This window comes from Nocardia sp. NPDC004151 (assembly GCF_042874235.1).
In the GTDB taxonomy this organism is placed as follows: Bacteria; Actinomycetota; Actinomycetes; order Mycobacteriales; family Mycobacteriaceae; genus Nocardia.
Window position 1 is genome coordinate 38,218 of record NZ_JBIAMR010000002.1, and the last position, 18,204, is coordinate 56,421.

General features: G+C 69.3%; 16 protein-coding genes and 2 tRNA genes. 9 read left to right on the plus strand and 9 right to left on the minus strand.

Going from position 1 to position 18,204, the window contains the following annotated elements:
• The first annotated feature begins 137 nt into the window (after positions 1-137).
• The 3 genes from ACFYTS_RS03780 (at position 138) to ACFYTS_RS03790 (ending at position 2,090) form a co-directional block, all read left to right on the plus strand.
• Positions 138-608, plus strand: a complete 471-nt coding sequence (locus ACFYTS_RS03780; protein WP_357090280.1) for a ribose-5-phosphate isomerase — start codon at positions 138-140, stop codon at positions 606-608.
• Between the two features lie 3 nt (positions 609-611).
• Positions 612-1,424 carry a DNA-formamidopyrimidine glycosylase family protein gene (locus tag ACFYTS_RS03785; protein ID WP_357279875.1) on the plus strand — a complete coding sequence of 271 codons (813 nt, stop codon included), beginning with the start codon at positions 612-614 and terminating at the stop codon, positions 1,422-1,424.
• Between the two features lie 156 nt (positions 1,425-1,580).
• On the plus strand, positions 1,581-2,090 hold the full coding sequence (locus tag ACFYTS_RS03790) for a hypothetical protein (protein ID WP_387301135.1): 510 nt from the start codon (positions 1,581-1,583) through the stop codon (positions 2,088-2,090).
• Between the two features lie 13 nt (positions 2,091-2,103).
• On the opposite strand, the gene ACFYTS_RS03795 is transcribed toward ACFYTS_RS03790, so the two are convergent.
• Entirely contained in the window at positions 2,104-3,105 is a 1,002-nt protein-coding gene (locus ACFYTS_RS03795) for a sigma-70 family RNA polymerase sigma factor (RefSeq protein WP_357280006.1), read from the minus strand.
• A 154-nt stretch (positions 3,106-3,259) separates the two neighbouring features.
• On the opposite strand from ACFYTS_RS03795, the gene ACFYTS_RS03800 reads away from it, so the two are divergent.
• Complete coding sequence (locus ACFYTS_RS03800) at positions 3,260-3,859, plus strand: dihydrofolate reductase family protein (RefSeq protein ID WP_357279869.1); 600 nt, start codon at positions 3,260-3,262, stop codon at positions 3,857-3,859.
• 27 nt (positions 3,860-3,886) lie between these two features.
• Here the strand turns inward: ACFYTS_RS03800 and ACFYTS_RS03805 are convergent, their stop codons facing one another.
• The 4 genes from ACFYTS_RS03805 to ACFYTS_RS03820 form a co-directional block, all read right to left on the minus strand.
• Positions 3,887-5,170: a glycosyltransferase family 87 protein gene (locus ACFYTS_RS03805; protein ID WP_357279867.1), complete on the minus strand. Its 1,284-nt coding sequence runs from the start codon at positions 5,168-5,170 to the stop codon at positions 3,887-3,889.
• A 62-nt stretch (positions 5,171-5,232) separates the two neighbouring features.
• Positions 5,233-6,573 (minus strand): phosphatase PAP2 family protein, encoded by a 1,341-nt coding sequence (locus tag ACFYTS_RS03810; RefSeq protein WP_387301137.1) that lies wholly within the window; start codon positions 6,571-6,573, stop codon positions 5,233-5,235.
• Positions 6,574-6,775: 202 nt separating this feature from the next.
• Positions 6,776-6,852 (minus strand) — tRNA-Pro (locus tag ACFYTS_RS03815).
• A 38-nt stretch (positions 6,853-6,890) separates the two neighbouring features.
• Positions 6,891-6,961: transfer RNA gene (locus tag ACFYTS_RS03820), tRNA-Gly, on the minus strand.
• Positions 6,962-7,354: 393 nt separating this feature from the next.
• Between ACFYTS_RS03820 and ACFYTS_RS03825 the strand changes: the two genes are divergently transcribed.
• Both ACFYTS_RS03825 and ACFYTS_RS03830 read left to right on the plus strand, forming a co-directional pair.
• Positions 7,355-8,368, plus strand: coding sequence for a GGDEF domain-containing protein (locus ACFYTS_RS03825; protein WP_357279865.1), 1,014 nt, complete (start codon positions 7,355-7,357; stop codon positions 8,366-8,368).
• A gap of 68 nt (positions 8,369-8,436) precedes the next feature.
• Positions 8,437-9,273 (plus strand): DUF1542 domain-containing protein, encoded by an 837-nt coding sequence (locus ACFYTS_RS03830; RefSeq protein WP_387301139.1) that lies wholly within the window; start codon positions 8,437-8,439, stop codon positions 9,271-9,273.
• On the opposite strand, the gene ACFYTS_RS03835 is transcribed toward ACFYTS_RS03830, so the two are convergent.
• A complete protein-coding gene (locus ACFYTS_RS03835; RefSeq protein WP_357279860.1) occupies positions 9,210-10,151 on the minus strand; it encodes an alpha/beta hydrolase in 942 nt (313 codons plus the stop codon). The genes ACFYTS_RS03830 and ACFYTS_RS03835 overlap by 64 nt on opposite strands.
• A gap of 115 nt (positions 10,152-10,266) precedes the next feature.
• On the opposite strand from ACFYTS_RS03835, the gene ACFYTS_RS03840 reads away from it, so the two are divergent.
• A complete protein-coding gene (locus ACFYTS_RS03840; protein WP_379101176.1) occupies positions 10,267-10,860 on the plus strand; it encodes a TetR/AcrR family transcriptional regulator in 594 nt (197 codons plus the stop codon).
• Positions 10,861-11,000: 140 nt separating this feature from the next.
• On the opposite strand, the gene ACFYTS_RS03845 is transcribed toward ACFYTS_RS03840, so the two are convergent.
• The gene (locus tag ACFYTS_RS03845) at positions 11,001-11,750 is read right to left on the minus strand and encodes a hypothetical protein (protein WP_387301142.1); all 750 of its coding nucleotides are present in this window, start codon (positions 11,748-11,750) and stop codon (positions 11,001-11,003) included.
• Positions 11,751-11,960: 210 nt separating this feature from the next.
• Here ACFYTS_RS03845 and ACFYTS_RS03850 point away from each other — a divergent pair, with 210 nt between their 5' ends.
• Complete coding sequence (locus ACFYTS_RS03850) at positions 11,961-12,434, plus strand: NUDIX domain-containing protein (RefSeq protein WP_387301144.1); 474 nt, start codon at positions 11,961-11,963, stop codon at positions 12,432-12,434.
• Here ACFYTS_RS03850 and ACFYTS_RS03855 read toward each other — a convergent pair.
• Both ACFYTS_RS03855 and ACFYTS_RS03860 read right to left on the minus strand, forming a co-directional pair.
• On the minus strand, positions 12,431-15,010 hold the full coding sequence (locus ACFYTS_RS03855) for a polynucleotide kinase-phosphatase (RefSeq protein WP_387301146.1): 2,580 nt from the start codon (positions 15,008-15,010) through the stop codon (positions 12,431-12,433). The genes ACFYTS_RS03850 and ACFYTS_RS03855 overlap by 4 nt on opposite strands.
• Positions 15,010-16,719, minus strand: coding sequence for a 3' terminal RNA ribose 2'-O-methyltransferase Hen1 (locus ACFYTS_RS03860; protein ID WP_387301148.1), 1,710 nt, complete (start codon positions 16,717-16,719; stop codon positions 15,010-15,012). The genes ACFYTS_RS03855 and ACFYTS_RS03860 overlap by 1 nt, the downstream gene beginning before the upstream one ends.
• Positions 16,720-16,942: 223 nt before the next feature.
• Between ACFYTS_RS03860 and ACFYTS_RS03865 the strand changes: the two genes are divergently transcribed.
• Positions 16,943-18,121: a hypothetical protein gene (locus tag ACFYTS_RS03865; RefSeq protein ID WP_387301150.1), complete on the plus strand. Its 1,179-nt coding sequence runs from the start codon at positions 16,943-16,945 to the stop codon at positions 18,119-18,121.
• The last annotated feature ends 83 nt before the right edge of the window (positions 18,122-18,204 follow it).

Here is an 18,204-nt window from a genome sequence, read left to right on the forward strand (position 1 = left end):
GTCGTCGGACGTCATGCCTGGATAGTACGTTCGCGCGCGTCGTCGGGTCGTGCTCGCCAGGAGTGGCTCACACCTCGTATTCCGCCGGTGACAGCCCCCTGCGTGGGCGGTCGTGCGGGGCTGACAGAATCGCAGCCATGCGCGTATACCTGGGTGCCGACCATGCCGGCTTCGAACTGAAGAACCACGTCAAGGCTCACCTGGAGGGCCAGGGCCACGACGTCGTCGACTGCGGCGCGCTGGAATACGATGCCCTCGACGACTATCCGGCCTTCTGCATCGAGGCGGCCCGCCGCGTCGTCGCCGAGCCCGGCTCGCTGGGCTTCGTCTTCGGTGGCTCCGGCAACGGCGAGCAGATCGCCGCCAACAAGGTGCCCGGCGCGCGTTGCGCCCTCGGCTGGAGCGTGGAGACCGCGCAGCTCGCCCGCCAGCACAACAACGCCCAGCTGCTCGGCATCGGCGGCCGCATGCACTCCACCGAGGAAGCCCTCGCCATCGTCGACGCCTTCATGACCACCGAGTGGTCCGACGAGCCGCGCCACCAGCGCCGTATCGACATCCTGGCCGAGTACGAGAAGACCGGCGTCGCCCCCGCGCTGCCGAACTGACCTGTGCCGGAAGGCCATACGCTGCACCGCCTGGCGAAGCTGCACGACAAGCGCTTCGCCGGCGGTCAGGTCCGAGTCTCGAGCCCCCAGGGCCGCTTCGCCGACGGCGCGGCGCTGATCGACGGCCGCGTCCTCACCCGTGCCGAAGCCTGGGGCAAACACCTGCTCCACCACTACGATTCGGGCGTCACCCTGCACGTCCATCTGGGTCTGTACGGCAAATTCACCGAATCCGCCGTCCCCATGGACGCTCCCGTCGGCGAGGTCCGCATGCGCCTGATCGGTGCGGGGCGTTCCGGCGAAGCACACGGCACCGACCTGCGCGGACCGGCCGCCTGCGAAATCCTCCACGAGCCGGAGGTCGAGGCCCTTACCGCCCGCCTCGGCCCCGACCCGCTGCGCCGTGACGCCGACCCCGACCGGGCCTTCGCGCGAATCCAACGCTCCCAGCGCCCCATCGGCGCCCTGCTCATGGACCAGAAAGTCCTGGCCGGAGTGGGCAACGTGTATCGCGCGGAAGTGTTGTTCCGCCACAACATCTCACCGCACCGCCCCGGAAAGTCCCTGAGCCGCACCGAATGGGACGTCCTCTGGTCGGACCTGGTCGACCTCATGAAGGTCGGCGTCCGCCGCGGTTTCATGCACGTCGTCCGCCCCGAACACGACCACGGCGCCCCCTCCTACGCCGCCGACCGCCCCCGCACCTACGTCTACCGCCGCCTCGGCGAGCCCTGCCGCCTGTGCGGCTCGACTGTCGTCCACACGGTGATGGAAGGCCGAAACCTCTTCTGGTGCCCCACCTGCCAGGCGGGTTGAACCGTGTGGCACGAACGCACCGCCGGAGTCCTTCGGATAGGGGCTCACGCTGATCAATTCACGCCCCCTTCCGCCCTCGAGCCGTTGGAGGTCTCGACTCACCGCGCGCGAAACTCGACGTATCAAGCGTCTTCCGGCTCGGCCCAGTGAATTATGTTGGGCGGCATGCTCAGAACAAGGCGGCATCTGCTGGGACTGGCCGCCGTCACGACCGTTGTCGCCGCGGTGTCGGCCTGCGCGAACCCGCCGGAGGCGCCTGCGCCGCCCGCCGAAGCCCTCCGTCATGACCTCGAGCCCCTGACATCCCGATGGCCTGCCCTCGCGCAACCCGCGTCGGCGACCTGGGCTGCGGGCGTCGTGGGCGTGGCGGCGACGCCCTCCCGCATCGATTTTCCTGGTCCGTCCGACTACTGGCTCCAAGCCATCGTCACCCTCGACCCCGTCGTGGCCGAATCTCTTCGCACGCGAACCATCACCGGCCCGGCCGCCTCGGCTGCGCCGAATCCGGTTCCCGGGCTCCACGCGGAGCTCGCGCCATCGCTGCCCGCCGGCGAATACCGGACGAGCCGTGAGCTCGATGCCGAGTTCGTCACCGCCGAGTTCAAAACCATTGCCTACCTGCAGGTTTCGGGCAGTGTGCTGGTGCTCGCCGCCCACACTTCGTAATCGGCGCCGGTGCTCACGCACCGGGGAGAGATTGCGGTAGGCCGAATGCGGGGAGGACGGTGTTCTCGAATCGGGTCATGGCGCTGATGCGGTCGCCGGCGAGAGTGAGGACGAACAGGCCGGATCCGTGGGTGCCGAGGGACGGGTGTCGGTAGACACCGAAGGCGGGTTGACCGTTGGCTCGGGTCGGCACCAGGTCGAATCGGTGTGCCGAGTCGAAAACGAGGGCGAAGAAGCGGGCCACGAGGTCTCGTCCTCGGTATTCCAGGGGGATCGGCGGCATCGACATGAAGACGTCGTCGGTCAACAGTGCGACCAGGGCGTCGATGTCGGCGGATTCGTAGGCGGTGACGAACTTCGCCACGATCGCGTCCTCGGCGGGTGAGTCGCCGGCGGGCGGGCGCGGGGCAGTGGTCGGCGGCAGTCGGTCCTGCATTCCGGCACGCGCGCGTTTGAGTGCGCTCTTGACCGATTCGACGGTGGTGTCGAGCATGTCGGCTACCTCGTTCGCGTGGAAGCCGAGGACATCGCGCAGGATGAGGACGGCGAGCTGACGGGGCGGCAGGATCTGCAGGGCGGTCACGAAGGCCAGGGAAATGGATTCGGTTTGCTCGTAGCGCGCCTCCGGGCCGAGCGGCACGCTGATCGCACCGTCCAGCAGGGCGTCGGGATAGGGCTCGAGCCAGTGGATTTCGCCGAGTCCAGTGGGTTCCGGCAGGTCGATTCCCGGGACGTCCCACTGCTTCGCGGGGCGTCGGCGGGCGGAGCGCAGCGCGTCGAGGCACCGATTGGTGGCGATGCGATACAGCCAGGTGCGCAGCGAGGCGCGCCCGTCGAACCGTTCGAGACCTCGCCAAGCCGCGAGCAGCGTGTCCTGCACAGCGTCCTCGGCATCCTGAAACGACCCGAGCATCCGATAGCAGTGCACCTGAAGCTCGCGACGGTGCGGCTCGGTCAGCGCCCGGAACGCCTCGCCGTCCCCGCCTCGCGCCCTCGACAACAGATCCGTTCGCACCGACTCCACTCCCGCCACCTCATTCCCTGTGCGCAGTCCCATCCCGTATGGACGTCGGCGGCGGCGCGAAAGGGTCGGTCGCGGAGCGCCCCCTTCGACAATGCCGCACCGTCCACACCTGTGACAGCCGACAACATCGTCCAAGGAGCAGGAAATGGGAAAGATCGTCATCAGCTCGAACGTCACTCTCGATGGAGTGGTCCAGGACCCGGACGGCGCGGAAGGCTTCACGCTGGGCGGCTGGTTCCACCGGTTCGTGGGGAGCAAGGACCTCGAGGACTGGGCCGCCCGGGAAACGGCGGAGCTGCTGGGCGTCGACGCGCTCCTCCTGGGCAGACGGACCAGTGAGTGGTTCGAGTCCCGGATGCGACCGGGCGGCGGCGCGGAAGCCCGCGTGAGCCCCGAGTGGGCGGACAGAATGAACAGCATCCCCAAGTACGTCGTGTCGTCGACCACCGAACCTTCCCGGTGGAACAACACCACGATCCTCAACGGTGATGCGGCGAAGGAGATTACGGAGCTCGAGCGCACGGTCGCCGGGGAGATCCTGGTCTACGGCAGCTACCAGCTGGTGCGCACCCTGCTGGAACAGAACCTGGCCGATGAACTGCGGCTGGTTGTTTTCCCGGTCGTGCTGGGAAGCGGCCTGCGCATCTTCGACCAGACCGGCGACAAGAAGCCACTGCACCTGGTCGACACCCGAAAGATGGGTGACGGCCTGGCGTTCCACACCTACGAATTCGTGCGCGGCTGACCGCCGCGGCCGACGCCCCGGTCCGGGTTATGCCCGGGCCGGGGTGCGGCGTTTCAGGAGTTGGGCGAGAGCCAGGGTGAGCAGGACGGCGGTGGCGAGGATGTAGATGTCGCCCGGGAGGTGTTGCCACCAGTGCCAGTGGAGTTCTTGGTGTTTGCCGTTGGGGACTATGCCGGGACCGATGAGGAAGAACAGGGCGAAGGTGGCGATCAGGGCGTAGGTGGCGGGAGCCGGGCGGGTAGTGGTCCAGGCGATGGCCGCCACCAGGGCGGGGGCTGCCCAGACCCAGTGGTGGGTCCAGGAGACGGGGGAGACCAGAAGGAGGACGGCGGCGTTCACCAGGAGGGTGGCGACGGTGAGGACCGTCATGGGGGCGGGCGCGGGGACGCCCGCTTCGGTGGCGTCCTTGCGCTCGAGACCGGTCAGGTGGTGCATGAGGTACGCGCCCGCTGCCGCAACCAGGAGCGCGAGGCCGAGCCAGACGATGGTGGCGGTGGAGGAGGAGAAGCCGAAGAGGCGGAAGGCCATGCCCTTGAGGGACTGGTTGCCGACATAGTCGGGGGAGCCGATGCGATTGGTGTCGATGACGGCGTGGAACCAGTAGTCGCGGGATTCGTCGGGGAGCAGGACGAAGCCGGCGGCGACGACGCCGAGGGCGGTGGCCGTCGCGGTGGCGGCGGCTTTCCAGTCGCGGCGGATGAGGAAGTAGAGGATGAACGCGGCGGGGGTGAGTTTGGTGACGGCGGCGATGCCGACCAGGACGCCTCGGGGCCAGCGGGGCTTCTCGGTGAGGCAGTCCAGGGCCACGGCGGCCATCAGGACCAGGTTGATCTGGCCGAACCACAGGGTGGTGCGGACCGGTTCGACGGCCAGCATGAGGACCACGGCGGACACCGTCAGGGTGAGTTTGAGGCGGGAGTCCAGGTCGGGGCGGACGCGGGACATGACCAGCCAGAGGGTGACGCCGAGGCAGGCCAGGGAGCTGGCGGTCACCAGGAGTTCGGCCAGCCAGAGCGGGACGATCGCGAGGGGGATCATCAGGACAGCGGCCGACGGCGGGTAGGTGAACGGCAGGTCGGTGTGGCCGGCGACGGGGAGGGTCGGGCCGTAGAGGGTGCCGTGCTCGAGCCAGCCGCGGGTGTCGATGCGATACACCTGCAGGTCGAGGAAGCCGTGCATGGCGGAGAAGATCGCCGTGATCGCCAGCGTCAGCAGAATCCCGATCACGATCGGAATGCGAGGCAGGCCCGCGCGGCCGTCAGACTTGAGAGTGCGCAGCAAACTCTGTTGCCCCGCCCGCGTAGTGATCATCAGGGAGAGGGTAACCCTTTCAAGGTTCGGGCAAAGATGTCCGGATTGCGTTGGGGGAGTGGTTAATCGACGGCAAATCCGTCGATGGGTGTTCGGCCTCCCCAGTGCGCCAGCCGGCTGCCCGGACGCGCGAACCAGGTCGCGTAGAAGAGGAACGTGACGGCCGCCAGTGAGCCCAGCACCACCGCCCCCGCGACGACCGGATACGCGGCCATGGTGTTGGCCAGGAACCGATAGGCCAGCAACAATCCGGCGAGCACCGCCGCACCGAGCGACACCATGCGGACGCGCGGATGTTCCCACCCGCGTTCGGGATCGCGCAGCGCCGACTCCACGGTCATGCACAGCACCGCGCCCGCCACCAGATCACTGCCGTAGTGGTAGCCGAACCCGAGCGTCGCCAGCAGCGTGCACACCAGCCAGAACGTGCCCGCCCAGCGCAGCCACCGCGGCCCGCGGCGGGAATGGATGAACAGCGCGGTCGCCCACGCGGTGTGCATGGACGGCATGCAGTTGCGGGCGGTCTCGGAGTCGAACAGCATCGGCTGCGGATCGGTGGTGAACGCGGGCCACACCTGCGGCCAGTCCCCGATCTCCAGCCCGTGCCCTAGCGGCCCGTACGCGAACACCGGCCCGACCACCGGGAACAGCACGTACCCGAGCGGCCCGATCACGCCCAGCAGCAAGAACGTTCGCACCAGGTGGTGCCGCGGCCACGAACTCGTCGACACGTGACGCAACTGCCACACGGCCACGACCACCGCCGCCACCGGCAATTGGATATAGACGACATGCAGTACATGCGACGGGATCGGACCGAGCGTGTCCAGCAGCCGCCCCACCACCCACGCCGGTTCCCCCAGTGCCCGGTCGGCGAGTTGCACGTACTGATCGAGCACCCGCGGCCCGGCGACGATGCTCACCATCAGCCAGGTGTCGGCGAGTTTGGACGCCATGACGAGCAACACGCCGAACGCGATGGCCTGCAAGGCGGTCCGGCGCCGCTCGCCCTCCCATCGGAGCACGACGACCGTCAGCGCGGTGAGCGCGAGAGTCGGCCCGGTCCCGATCGACACATGCCAGCCACAGGCCACCTGCAGCCCCAGAGTCAGCAGGTCCAGCACTCCCGCGGCAACCAGTGCGATCGCCCGGGTGCGGGCGGGCACCCCGATACAGGCGAGCCCGAGTCCCGCCCACGACACCGCCGCCGACTGCGGATTGGCGAAGTAGTCGTCGACCAGGCTGCGCAGCGGTCCCATCACGCCGTGGGCGGAGGCCCACGCCTGCGCGATGGCCAGCACGAGCACCGCGACACCCAGCCCGGCGGCCGGGACGAGTCGAGAACGCGTCTCGCGGCCGGACAGCACCGAGCCGGGAACGTTCATCTTGTCGTCGACCAGCACCGTAAATCGATAACACAGTGCAAACGGAGGCACAACATCCGGTTACCGGAATCCGGCTTCCGGGTGACTCGACACACCCGGGCGATGGGAGAGATGGGACACAGCCGAAACGACGGACGGCGCGACGCACCCGCGAGCGCCGTGCGAGTGAAGTGAATTGTCCGCTTCTACCAGTGAAATCGGGGTGGAGCGGCTCGAAAGATGGTCGGGGTGACAGGATTTGAACCTGCGACCCTCCGCTCCCAAAGCGGATGCGCTACCAAGCTGCGCTACACCCCGTTGCGCGTCGCAATCGACGCTCCCGCAGAACGGGAAAGAGCGGGTGACGGGAATCGAACCCGCACCATCAGCTTGGAAGGCTGAGGTTCTACCATTGAACTACACCCGCAGTCACCGCATCCGTGGATGCCGTGTGCGTCAGCACTGTACCGAACCTCACTCCCGGAATGCCAATCAGGTCGCGTCTCCGCACGTCGCGGCCGGTCGGGACCGGCCTCCGGCGCGTCGCGGAAAACATGCCGAAATCGGGTGTAACACCGGAGCTCGGCCAGCGATGAGACATCCGATCGCCATTCGCGAGACAGTGGGAACCTGTTCTGAATCAGGGGTTTTCGATGTCGGGTGGCTTGCTAGGATCCTTTTTGTCCGGACGGGGGTATCTGGAAAGGGGGCGGTGAGCATGCACCACTGGTGTGGCCGACCGCGTAGTAGTGAGTTCGATCCGAAGGGCGTGGCTGGCGCGCACGCCGGCCCTGGCATCACGTACGCGGGGTGAGCGCGCATGCCCATCCGTCTCGATACCCGAACCTCCGCCATCGTGGCGGCGACCATCCGGGAATGGGTGCGGTCGGTGCACCCCGGCGCGAGCAGCGCCGCACTGGGCCAGGCGCCCAGCGTTCCCTCCGCTGACCTCGAGCGCATCTTCGGCGGCGTCATCGGCGAACTGCTGGAATTGGCGGGCTCCGAACCGTTTCCGGTGCGCTCCGCCCGTCGGATCGGCCGCAGCCTCGCGGACGCCCCGTTCGAGCGCACCCGCATGCTCGCCCCCGCCAGCCGCGCGCTGCTCGGGCTCTCGCCGGGCGTGCGCGGGTCGCTGATCGCGACCCGCTGGTCGTTCATCGCCAGCCAGGCCATCGACGCCTACGCCGAGGCGCTGCAGCAGCGCGCCCTGGTCCAGCAGGAGCGCAGCCTGTCCGAGGCGGTGTCGGTGCGGGTGCAGGAGATCGCTGCCCTGCAGACCCGGCTGCGGCACGAGGCCACCCACGACGCGCTCACCGACCTGGCCAACCGCTCGCTGCTGCAGGAGCGGGTGCGGGTGATGGCCGCCGATCCGGCGCGCGGCGTCGGGCTGCTGCTCATCGACCTGGACGATTTCAAGGCGATCAACGACAACTACGGCCACACCGTCGGCGACGAGGTGCTGGTCAGCATCGCGCAGCGGCTGCGGGCGGCCTGTCCGCCGGAGACGGTGATCTCCCGTTACGGGGGCGACGAGTTCGTGGTGGCCCTGCCCGCGCGCCGCAATTCGCTCAGTGAACTGGCCATGCGGGTGCTGGCGGCGCTGTGCGAGCCGGTGCCCACGGCCACCGGATTCGTGCCCGCGTCGGCGAGTGTCGGCACCGCGTTCTGCCCGCCCGGCCGCGAGTGTGATTTCTCGGACCTGCTGCGTAGTGCGGATCGGGCCATGTACTCGGCGAAAACCGCCGGCAAACGACAGTTCGCGGTGTCGGAGCCGGACGAAGAGGAGGTTGATCCAGCCGGTCATACGATCCGCTTCGCCGCGGTAGCCGGCTAGGCCGAAGATTCAGCGAACCCACAGCAGGTAGCAACTAGCTGGCGAATTTCGCCGCGTAGGCTGGTCGCGTGTCTACCGTCGTCGTTCTCCTCCTGGTCATCGTCCTCGTGCTGCTGGCCGTGGTCGCGGTCAATCGCGGGCAACGCTCGCGCGCCGGGACCGAGCTGGCCGACGCCAAGGCCGACGCGCGCCGGGTGATCGAACGCCTCGGCGGCCAGGTCTACAACCTCACCGGCAGCGACGACGCCTCCAAGCAGGCGCTCGCCGACGCGGGGGAGCGGTTCAACGCCGCGGGCGCGCAGATCGAGCAGGCCGGGACCGCCGCGCAGGCGCGGCTCGCGAAAGAGACGGCGCTCGAAGGGCTCTACTACGTGCGCGCGGCCCGCGTCGCCATGGGGATGGATCCCGGCCCGGACGTGGCCGAACTGGACGGGCAGCGCAGTGCGGGTCGGGTGACCGAGGACCGGGCCATCGAATTCGAGGGGCGCCGGGTCGAGGCCTCGCCCACGCCGTCGCCGTCCACGCCGAACTACTACCCGGGTGGCCGGGTCGCGGGTCGGCCGGTACCTGCCGGTTGGTACTCCGAACCGTGGTGGAAGACCGCCCTCGTCGCCGGAGCCTGGGGTGTCGGGTCCGCCCTGCTGTTCAATGCGCTGTTCAGCGGCATGTCCGGCGTCGGCTATGACGCGGCCGCCTTCGAAAGCGGTTACGGCGACGGCTATCAGGACGGCCTCGACGCCGCCGACGGCGGATATGCCGACGGCGGCTCCGACCAGGGCTCCTACGACCAGGGTGGCTATGACCAGGGCGGCTACGACCCCGGCACCCAGGACTTCGGTGGTCAGGACTTCGGCGGCGGCACCGATTTCGGTGACTTCGGCGGATTCGACGGCGGCGACTTCTGATCGTTCAGGAAGACCTGGATCGCTCGGATCAGCTGTTCGGGCTGATCCTCGGGCGAGAAGGTGCCCGAATCGTGGATCCACTCGATGCGCGCGTCCGGGAAGTCGACGGCCATCCGCTCGGCGTACCGCTCCGGGAAGAAGCGGTCACCCGCCGACCAGGCCAGCAGCACCGGGTTCTTGAAGTCCGCGAAAGTCCGTGCGGCGGACAGGGTGTACCGGCGATCGAGACCGGTGATCGCGCGCCGGACGTCCGCCCGGATGCCCTTCGTGCCGACCGGTAGCGCGTAGGAGTCGCTCGCCGCGCGGTCGATCGGGCGGCGGGCCAACCAGCCGTAGGCGATGGGCAGGCGGCGGATGGGCCGCAGCCGCATGGTCGCCGCCAGCGAGGTGAGCGCGCCCGGGGTGCGGGCCGCCAGGCCCAGGTAGTCGAAGAACGACGGCGGGAAGTTCTCGTACGCGTCGCAGGACGTGAGTACCAGCCGGGCGACGAGGTCGGGGCGGGCGGCGAGCACGAGCTGGCTGACCGCGCCGCCGGAGTCGTTGCCCACCAAGGTGACCGGGCCCAGATCGAGCTGCTCGATGGCCGCGATGACCAGCTCGGCCAGACCGGGCGGGGTCAGGTCGGCGTCGGGCATGGCCGCGGTGTGCGAGCCGAACGGGAGATCGATTGCCACGCAGCGGTATTCGCCGGAGAAGGCGGGGATGATCTTGCGCCACAGGTTGGCGTTGACCAGTAGTCCGTGCACGAAAACGATGGGATCGCCGCTGCCGCTGTCGAAGACGGGCAGGGTGCCCTGCGGGAGTGCGAGTTCGCGGCGGGCGCCCAGTGCTGGATCGCGCCAGGCCGCGGGGGATTGGGGGGAGATGGTGTTCGTCATCCGTAGGACTCCCTCTGGAGTGGAGATGGTGAAGACCTTCTCAAACTAACAAACAGGCTGCCTGTTTTCAATGGTTCGGCGTTACGATCCACCTACCCCGCTCAGAAAGGCGTCGATGATCAGGCAAGCCGAACGATCCGAGTCGACCCGCGCGAACCTGATGGCCGCAGCGCGCGAACTGTTCGCCGAACGCGGGTACGCGGCGGTCAGCACGCCCGAGATCGTGGAGCGGGCGGGCAGCTCCCGCGGCGCGCTGTATCACCAGTTCAAGGACAAGAAGGACCTGTTCCGCGCGGTCTACGAGCAGGAACAGCAGGCGATCCTGCAGCAGGTCGCCGAGACGATGGCCGAGGCCCCGCCCACCGACGCCATGGCCGTGCTCGAGGCGGGCCTGCACAACTTCCTGCTCTCCTGCGTCGACCCCGAACGCGTGCGCATCACCCTCATCGACGCCCCCGCGGTGCTGGGCTGGCAGGAGTGGCGCGAGGTCGACGAGAAATACGGCCTCGGCCTGATCGTCGCGGGCCTGCAATCCGGCATCCAGTCCGGGCAGCTGCGCGCCGACCTCGACATCCGGCCGCTGTCGCTGATGATCCTGTCCGCCCTCGGCGAGGCCGCCATGTTCATCGCCAACTCCGACGACCCCGAATCCGCCCGTGCCCGAACCGAACCCGCGGTGCTGGCGCTGGTCGACGGCCTGCGGGTCTAGCCAGCGCATCCCGGCGGGGTGGCTTGCGCAATATCGCCGAACGCGCCGCCGAACTCGGCGGCACCCTCGAAATCGGGTCGGGACTCGACGGGCTAGGAACCGCGCTGGTGTGGCGGGTTCCGAGTCCGCGGGCCCGACGATCAGTTGGCGGGCCCGACGGGCTGCGCCGAGGCGGCCGGAGTCGGTGCGGTCGTCATCTTGTCGGCCCACTTGGTGGTGCCGTCGGCGGCCTGCATGGTGGCGAGCAGGTCGATGCCGTTGGCGATCAGGACGGGGCTGCCTACGGCGATACTGCCGATGATGCCACCCACGGTGGCGCCGGTGATCAGGCCCGGGAAGCAACCGGCCACCAGGGTGACGACGCAGCCGATGGTCGCGCCGATGGCGGTGCCGACGAAGGTGCCGATCGTGGTGGCCAGGCCGAACTGGCCGGCGAAGCTGCTCATGGCGCGCTGGTTCTCCAGATCCGAGGCAACGGGTTTCACGACCAACGGCTGCGACAGTGACAGCCCGTCCGGCTTTCCGGAGGTGAGGGCCAGCACGGTGCCGTTCTGCCGGACCTCCGGCTCGACCGGGATATCGATCAGGCCCAGGCTGAATTTCATCGGCAGGGTCAACAGCACCTTGTTGTCGGCGTTCTTCACGTTCAGGACCGGGGTCGCCCTGGCCGCCGGGCCGGTCTCCGGGGTGACGGCCGGCGCCAGCTCGAAGGTTCCGCCCTTCAGGGTGCTGATGACCGTCTTGTCCACCAGCTTGACCGAGTACTCGACACTCGGCGCGGCGGCGGGCTGGGCATTCGCCGGGATGGTTGCCACGGTGAACGCGGCGGCCTGGGTGACGAGTGTTCCGGTCACCAGGGTGGCGGTCGCAGCAGCAATGCGGAATTCCATGCCTATCCAATCTGCATCGGGTGTGGGCATATCCGAAGCCAGGAGCTTAGTGGAAATAAATGTTGCCGAAAAGGTTTCAGGCCCAAGGGAAAGGGTGGGAATTGTTCGTCCTATATGGGGAAATAGTCCTCGAAGTCCGAATTGCCGCAATGTTGCTCGCGGTTGTGCCCGATGTGGGCCTGCGCCAGGGTGTTCGGCACACTCGTTTCCATGAGCTTCAAATACAGTGCCGGAGTCCTGCTGTTCCGCCGCACGAACGGCCTCGAAGTGCTGGTCGGGCACATGGGCGGCCCGCTGTGGGCCAAGAAGGACGCCGCCGCCTGGTCCATTCCCAAGGGAGAATACGATCCCGCCGAAGAACAGCCGCGCGATGCCGCCCGCCGCGAATTCAGCGAGGAACTCGGACTGCCGGTTCCCGACGGCGACTGGATTCCCCTCGGTGAGGTCGAATACGGCAGCGGCCGGGGCAAGAAACAACTCACCGTCTGGGCCGTGGAAGCCGACCTCGACCCCGCCGAGGTCGTTCCCGGAACTTTCGAAATGGAATGGCCGCCGCGATCCGGGCGAATCGCCGAATTCCCCGAAATCGACCGGGCCGCATGGTTCGATCTGGCCCTTGCCGAGGAGAAGCTCGGCAAGGGCCAGCGCCCCTACCTCCAGCGTCTGAAGGATCTCGTCGGTTAGAGACGCGGGTCGACCGGCTCGGTTTCGAGGGCGAGGATCGCGAAGACCGCCTCGTGGACCCGCCACAGCGGCTCACGGGCCACGAAACGGTCCAGGGCCTCCAAGCCCAGGGCGTATTCGCGCAGCGCCATCGACCGTTTGCCGCCCAGGCCGCGCTGACGCAGGCGATCCAGCTGACCGGGCCGCAGGTACTCCGGGCCGTAGATGATCCGGAGGTATTCCGGCCCACGGCATTTCACGCCCGGCTGCACCGGCCGCCCGCTGCGGCTGCCGGTGCCCGCCACCAGCGACTCCAGCGGCTTGACCACCATGCCCTCGCCGCCGGCCAGGGTGAGTTCGGTCCACCAGGCCGTCGCGGCGGCCTCGCTCTCGGGAGCGGCGAGGTCGACAACGCGGCGGCCGGTCGCGGTGAAGAACTCCGGGTCGGCGGCGACCAGGCGGTCGATCCGCTCCAGATGCCAGCTGTGGTCGCGCACAGCGTAATTCGCGCCGGACGCCGCCAGCAGCTGGAACGGGGCCAGGCGGACGCCGTCCAAACCGTCGGTGGGCCAGCAGTAGCGGCCGTAGGCGGTGGTGAAGGCGTCGGCGTCGGCCCGCCGATCCGCGGTGCGCTCGGCGAGATCGCCCAGCTCCACCCCGCGTGCCGCCGCGGCCTCCAGCACGTCCGAAGCCTGCGCCAGCGAGGCCCGCGCGGCCGCGCCGACCGCGGCGTACTGGGAACGCAACAGGCCCATCGCCTTCGCCGACCAGGGCAGCAGCTCGGTGTCCAGCAGCAGCCAGTCGGTGCCCAATTCCTCGAACAGCCCGGCGGTTTCGGCCGCCGCCCGCACCCGGGTGAGCACCGCCTCGGTCCGCGCCGGATCGTCGAAGAACGGGCGGCCGGTGCGGGTGTACACCGCGCCCGTGCTGCCGTCCTCGACCCCGAACCGGTCCCGCGCGGCCTGCGCCGACCGCGAAACCGCCACGACCGCACGCGAACCCATGTGCTTCTCCTCGCACACCACGGTGCCCACGCCCTCGGAGCGGTAGTACTCGAAGGCCTGCGCCGGGTGCTCGAGGTGACCGTCCAGCGTGGAGGTGGCGCACGGGGACATGGTCGGCGGCAGGTACACCAGCCAGCGCGGGTCGACGGCGAATCGGCTCATCACCTCCAGCGCGGCGCTCGCGGCGTCCTCGCGCACGGTGACCCGGCCCAGGTGGCGGGTCTCCACCACCCGCCGGCCCAGCACGTCGTCGAGATCCAGCACGCCCGGATCCCGCTGCACCACCGCCTCGCCGGTGGCGAAGGTCGCCGCTTCCAGCGGGCGCACCGGCTCGAACCAGACCTGTTCGGCCGCGACCGATACCGGCTCCCGCTCCGGGTAGCGCAGGGCGGTCAGGCGGCCGCCGAACACCACGCCGGTGTCCAGGCACAGGGTGTTGTTCACCCACACCAGTTCGGTCATCGGCGTGTGGCCGTAGAGCACCAGCGCCTTGCCGCGGTAGTCGTTGGCCCACGGGTAGCGCACCGGCAGGCCGTATTCGTCGGTCTCACCGGTGGATTCGCCGTACATGGCGAACTCGCGGACCCGGCCCGAGGTGCGGCCCTGGTACTCCTCCTTGAGACCGGCGTGCGCGACCACCAGCTTGCCGCCGTCGAGCACGTAGTGGCTGACCAGGCCGCGCATGAATTCCTGTGCGGCCTTGCGGAACTCGGTGTCCTCCGCCTCCAGCTGCGCCAGCGACTCGGCCAGGCCGTGCTTCACCGTGACGCGGCGGCCGTCGAGAGCGCGCACCAGTTTGAACTCGTGGTTGCCGGTGACGCACAAGGCGTTTCCGGACGCCACCATGCCCATGACGAGCCGCAGCACGCCCGGGGTGTCGGGTCCGCGATCGACCAGGTCGCCGACGAACACCGCGGTGCGGCCCTCGGGGTGATGCGCGTTCACCGGACGGTCATCGTCATCCCGGACCAGGATGTAGCCGAGTTCGCCGAGCAGTGTCTCCAGTTCACCGCGGCAGCCGTGCACGTCGCCGATCACGTCGAACGGCCCGGTGACATCGGTCTTGTCGTTCCACAGCCGCTCGTCGCGAATGGTCGCCGCCTCGATCTCCTCGACGCCGCGCAGCACGTGCACCGTGCGGAAACCCTCACGCTCCAGGAACTTCAGCGAGCGCTTCAGATCGCGCACGTGGCGGCCGACCACGTGCGGGCCCAGATCGGCGCGATCCACCCGCAGCGCGTTGCGCTCCACGCACACGCTCTCCGGGACGTCCAGCACGATGGCCACCGGCAGCACGTCGTGGGCGCGCGCCAGCTCCACCAGCGACTGCCGCGCCTTGGGCTGCACATTGGTGGCGTCGATGACGGTGCGCAGGCCGCGGCGCAGGCGCACACCCGCCACATGGTGCAGCAGCTCGAAGGCCGCGTCGGTCGCCGACTGATCGGCTTCGTCGTCGCTGACCAGCCCGCGATAGGCGTCGGAGGACAGCACCGCCGTCGACCGGAAATGCTTGTGCGCGAACGTCGACTTTCCCGAACCGCTGCTGCCGATCAGCACGACCAGCGACAGCGCCGGGACGGACAGTTCTGCCATTACGCGGCCCCCTTCGCGGCGTCGTCATCGGTCTTCCTGGTGAACACAGCCATCTGTGTCGAGGCCCCCACTTCCGCATCCTCGGGCCCGACGGGCTCGAAACGCACGGCATACCCGTGCGTCGCGCCGACCCGGTGGGCCCAGTCCGCGAATTCTGCCCTGGTCCACTCGAACCGGTGATCCGAATGCCGGAAAGCGCCCGCGGCGAGCCCGTCGTAGCGCACATTGAACTCGCTGTTCGGCGTGGTCACGACCACCGCGCCCGGAGCCGCCGCCCCGAACACGGCCTGCTCCAACGCCTTCAACCGGGGCGCGTCGACATGCTCGATCACCTCCATGAGCACGGCCGCGTCGAAGCCCCGCAACGAGGCGTCGGTGTAAGTCAGCGCGCCCTGCCGGACGGTGACCCGCCGCGCCTGCCACTCCGGCAGCCGCCGCACCCGCCTGGCCGCGATCTTCAACTCGCGCATCGACACATCGATGCCGACGATCTCGGTGAGTGCCCGGTCCGCCGCCAGTTCGAGCAGCAACGCACCCTGCCCGCACCCGAGGTCGAGCACCCGGCTCGCCTCCTCCGCCAGCAGTGCCCGATGCACCGCCGCCCGCCGCAGCACCGCCAGCGACGGGCCGCGTTCGCCGGAATCCACCGGCTGCGCGGCCGTGTCGCCGTCGGCCGACCCGCCTGGCTCGAGCCCCTGGCCACTCGCGGTCGAGCCGCTGCCCTCGACAAGAGCGTCGCGGGCACCGGTCTCGGCGGCAGACTGCCCGGCCGCCCCGGTCATGCCGGGACGGACCGCGGCGTCGCTCGCCGCTGTGTGCTCACCGGCCACCGGAGCGCCGGCGAGTTCAGTAGTCGGCGCGGCAAAGTCGACGCCGCGATGCGGGCGGGTCGTCTCGGTGCCGGGTCCCTCGTCGTCGAAGTCGTGTTCCATCGCACCGAGTTCCTCCGGGTCCTGGTCGTCGAGCTCCGCCAGGCGGGCCAGGGCGGTGCGGACCAGGGTGTGGCGGCGGGTCAGGTAGCGGCGGGTGATCCACTCGCGCTCCGGGTGGGCGGTGAGCCAGCCCTCGCCGAAACGGAGCAGTTTGTCGATCTCGGCGGCATCGAGCCAGTAGTGCTTGCTGCCGTCGAGGACAGGCAGCAGGACATAGAGATGGGTCAGGGCCTCGGCCAGGCGCAGCGTACCGGTGAGTTCGAGGCGGACGTAATGGGAATCGCCCCACTCCGGGAACGCCGGGTCCAGCGCCAGGGGAGTGGCCGCGACGGTCCAGCCCAGCGGCGCGAAGACGCGCTTGGCGTACTCCGGGCCGCCCTTGCACGGCACGGCCGGAAGTTCGATCCGCAGGTCGAGGGCGGTGCCGGCCAGCTGCGGCCGCTGTGCGCACCGGCCGTGCAGCGCGGTCCCGAAGACCGTCGAAATGGCCACGGACAGCAGGGAGGACGCCGCGTAGGGGCGGTCGTTCACGTACTGGCCGAGACTGAAGTCCGGTGTGCCCTCGGGCTTTCCGCGCACCAGGCGCACCGGGTCGATCTCCAGCAGCAGCGCCGCGGTACAGCGGTCGTCGCTCGCCTCCGGGTAGAGGACGTGCGCGACGCCGTAGGACTGCTCGAAAGTCTGTCTGCGCGAGGGATTCTTGTGCAGCAGATACCCCAGGTCGGTGGCGGGCCACTCGGCTTCCGCGGGGCGCGTACAAGAGATCGTCAACAGCATCCTGAGATGCTCCCGGAGGCCACGACCGGCCGCAAACAATTTTCCGTCTACGGAACCCGTTGCGGCAGGCCCGAATTGTCACGGACCGGTCGCGATGTCCCGATAACCGGTTGTCACGGGTGACCGGTGCGCCCACACTCGGAAATCGAGCGGCTACGGGGGTGGCGGGATGCGCCGTGACGATCCGACGAACCGGCGGGGTCATGCCGGACCAATCCCACTGGTGTCCATCGCGGTGCTGGTGAGCGCCTGCGCCATCGCGGGTGTACCGCGAGCGGCGGCACCGGAACTGCGCGCACTGGATCTGGGCGGCTACAGCGGTCGACCGCTCGTCGTGCCCGGGGACACCGGCGAAACCTATGCGCGGCTCCTCGAATCGGTGCGTATGGCCGACGCCGTCGTCTCGCCCCGCGACGTCGATCCCGCGCTGTCGCGGGTCTCGGCCATCCCGGTGCCGACGCCGACGGACGCGGTCGGCATCCTCGCCGAGGCGACCCGGCCCACTCTCACCGCGCACGGCATGCTGGCGGGATTCAGCATCGGCGGCACCGACGATCCGAGCGGCAGCCCGAGGGAGGGCGCGGCCACCGGACTGCGCATCACGGTCCTGCGCATGAGCGACCCGATGGCGGCCATCGAGACCGCCCGCGAGATCGACGCCTCCGACGCCGCGGTCAATCGCGACAATGTCACGGTCCCGTTCCCCGAATACTTTGCCACACACGGGCATTGGCGGCCCTATGTCCCGACCATGGCGGTGACGCTCGCCCACGGCCCCTATGTGGTGAGCCTGTACATCGTCGATCCGGCCACCGACCGCGCCGCCATGAAGGCGCTGGCGACTCGCGCTTTCGACGCGGAACTCCCACGCCTGGACGCCTTCACGGCCACCGCGCCCGAGGCGCTCCCGGCGCTGACCCTCGATCCGGAGGGCATGGTGTCGCGCCTGCTGCCCGCCGAACCCGGGCACTGGCCGTATCCCACGCTGTTCCAGGACGAATACGGCCTCATCGCGGGCTGGGGCGGGCCGCGGCGCGCCACCGGAGTCGTCTACGGCCCGGTCGTGGCCGACCAGCTGATCAACCCTCCCGGCAAGCCCAGCCTCCCGGTGCAGGCCGTGGCCGTCACGGATTCCACACGGCTGCTGCGTTTTTCCGACGCCGTCGGCGCACGACACGCGCTCGAGCGGCTCTCGGAGCCGACCGCCACCCGAACCGTCGTATCCGCGCCCGACGGCGTTCCGGAAGCCGTCTGCCTGCGTGCTGCCGGCGCCGCGCCGCACAACGAATACACCTGCCTGGTACTGGACGGCCGCTATCTGGCCTCGGTGTCCGGGCCCACCGAACCGGCCGTCCACCGGATGGCCGCGGCCCAATACGCCGTCCTCGTCAGCACCCGCTGACCACGCCCGGCGCGCCGCCGAAACCCTTGCGGGCGCGCCCCGACCGGCTCCACCGCCCGAAGCCGTGTAGGTTCGGCGCGGCG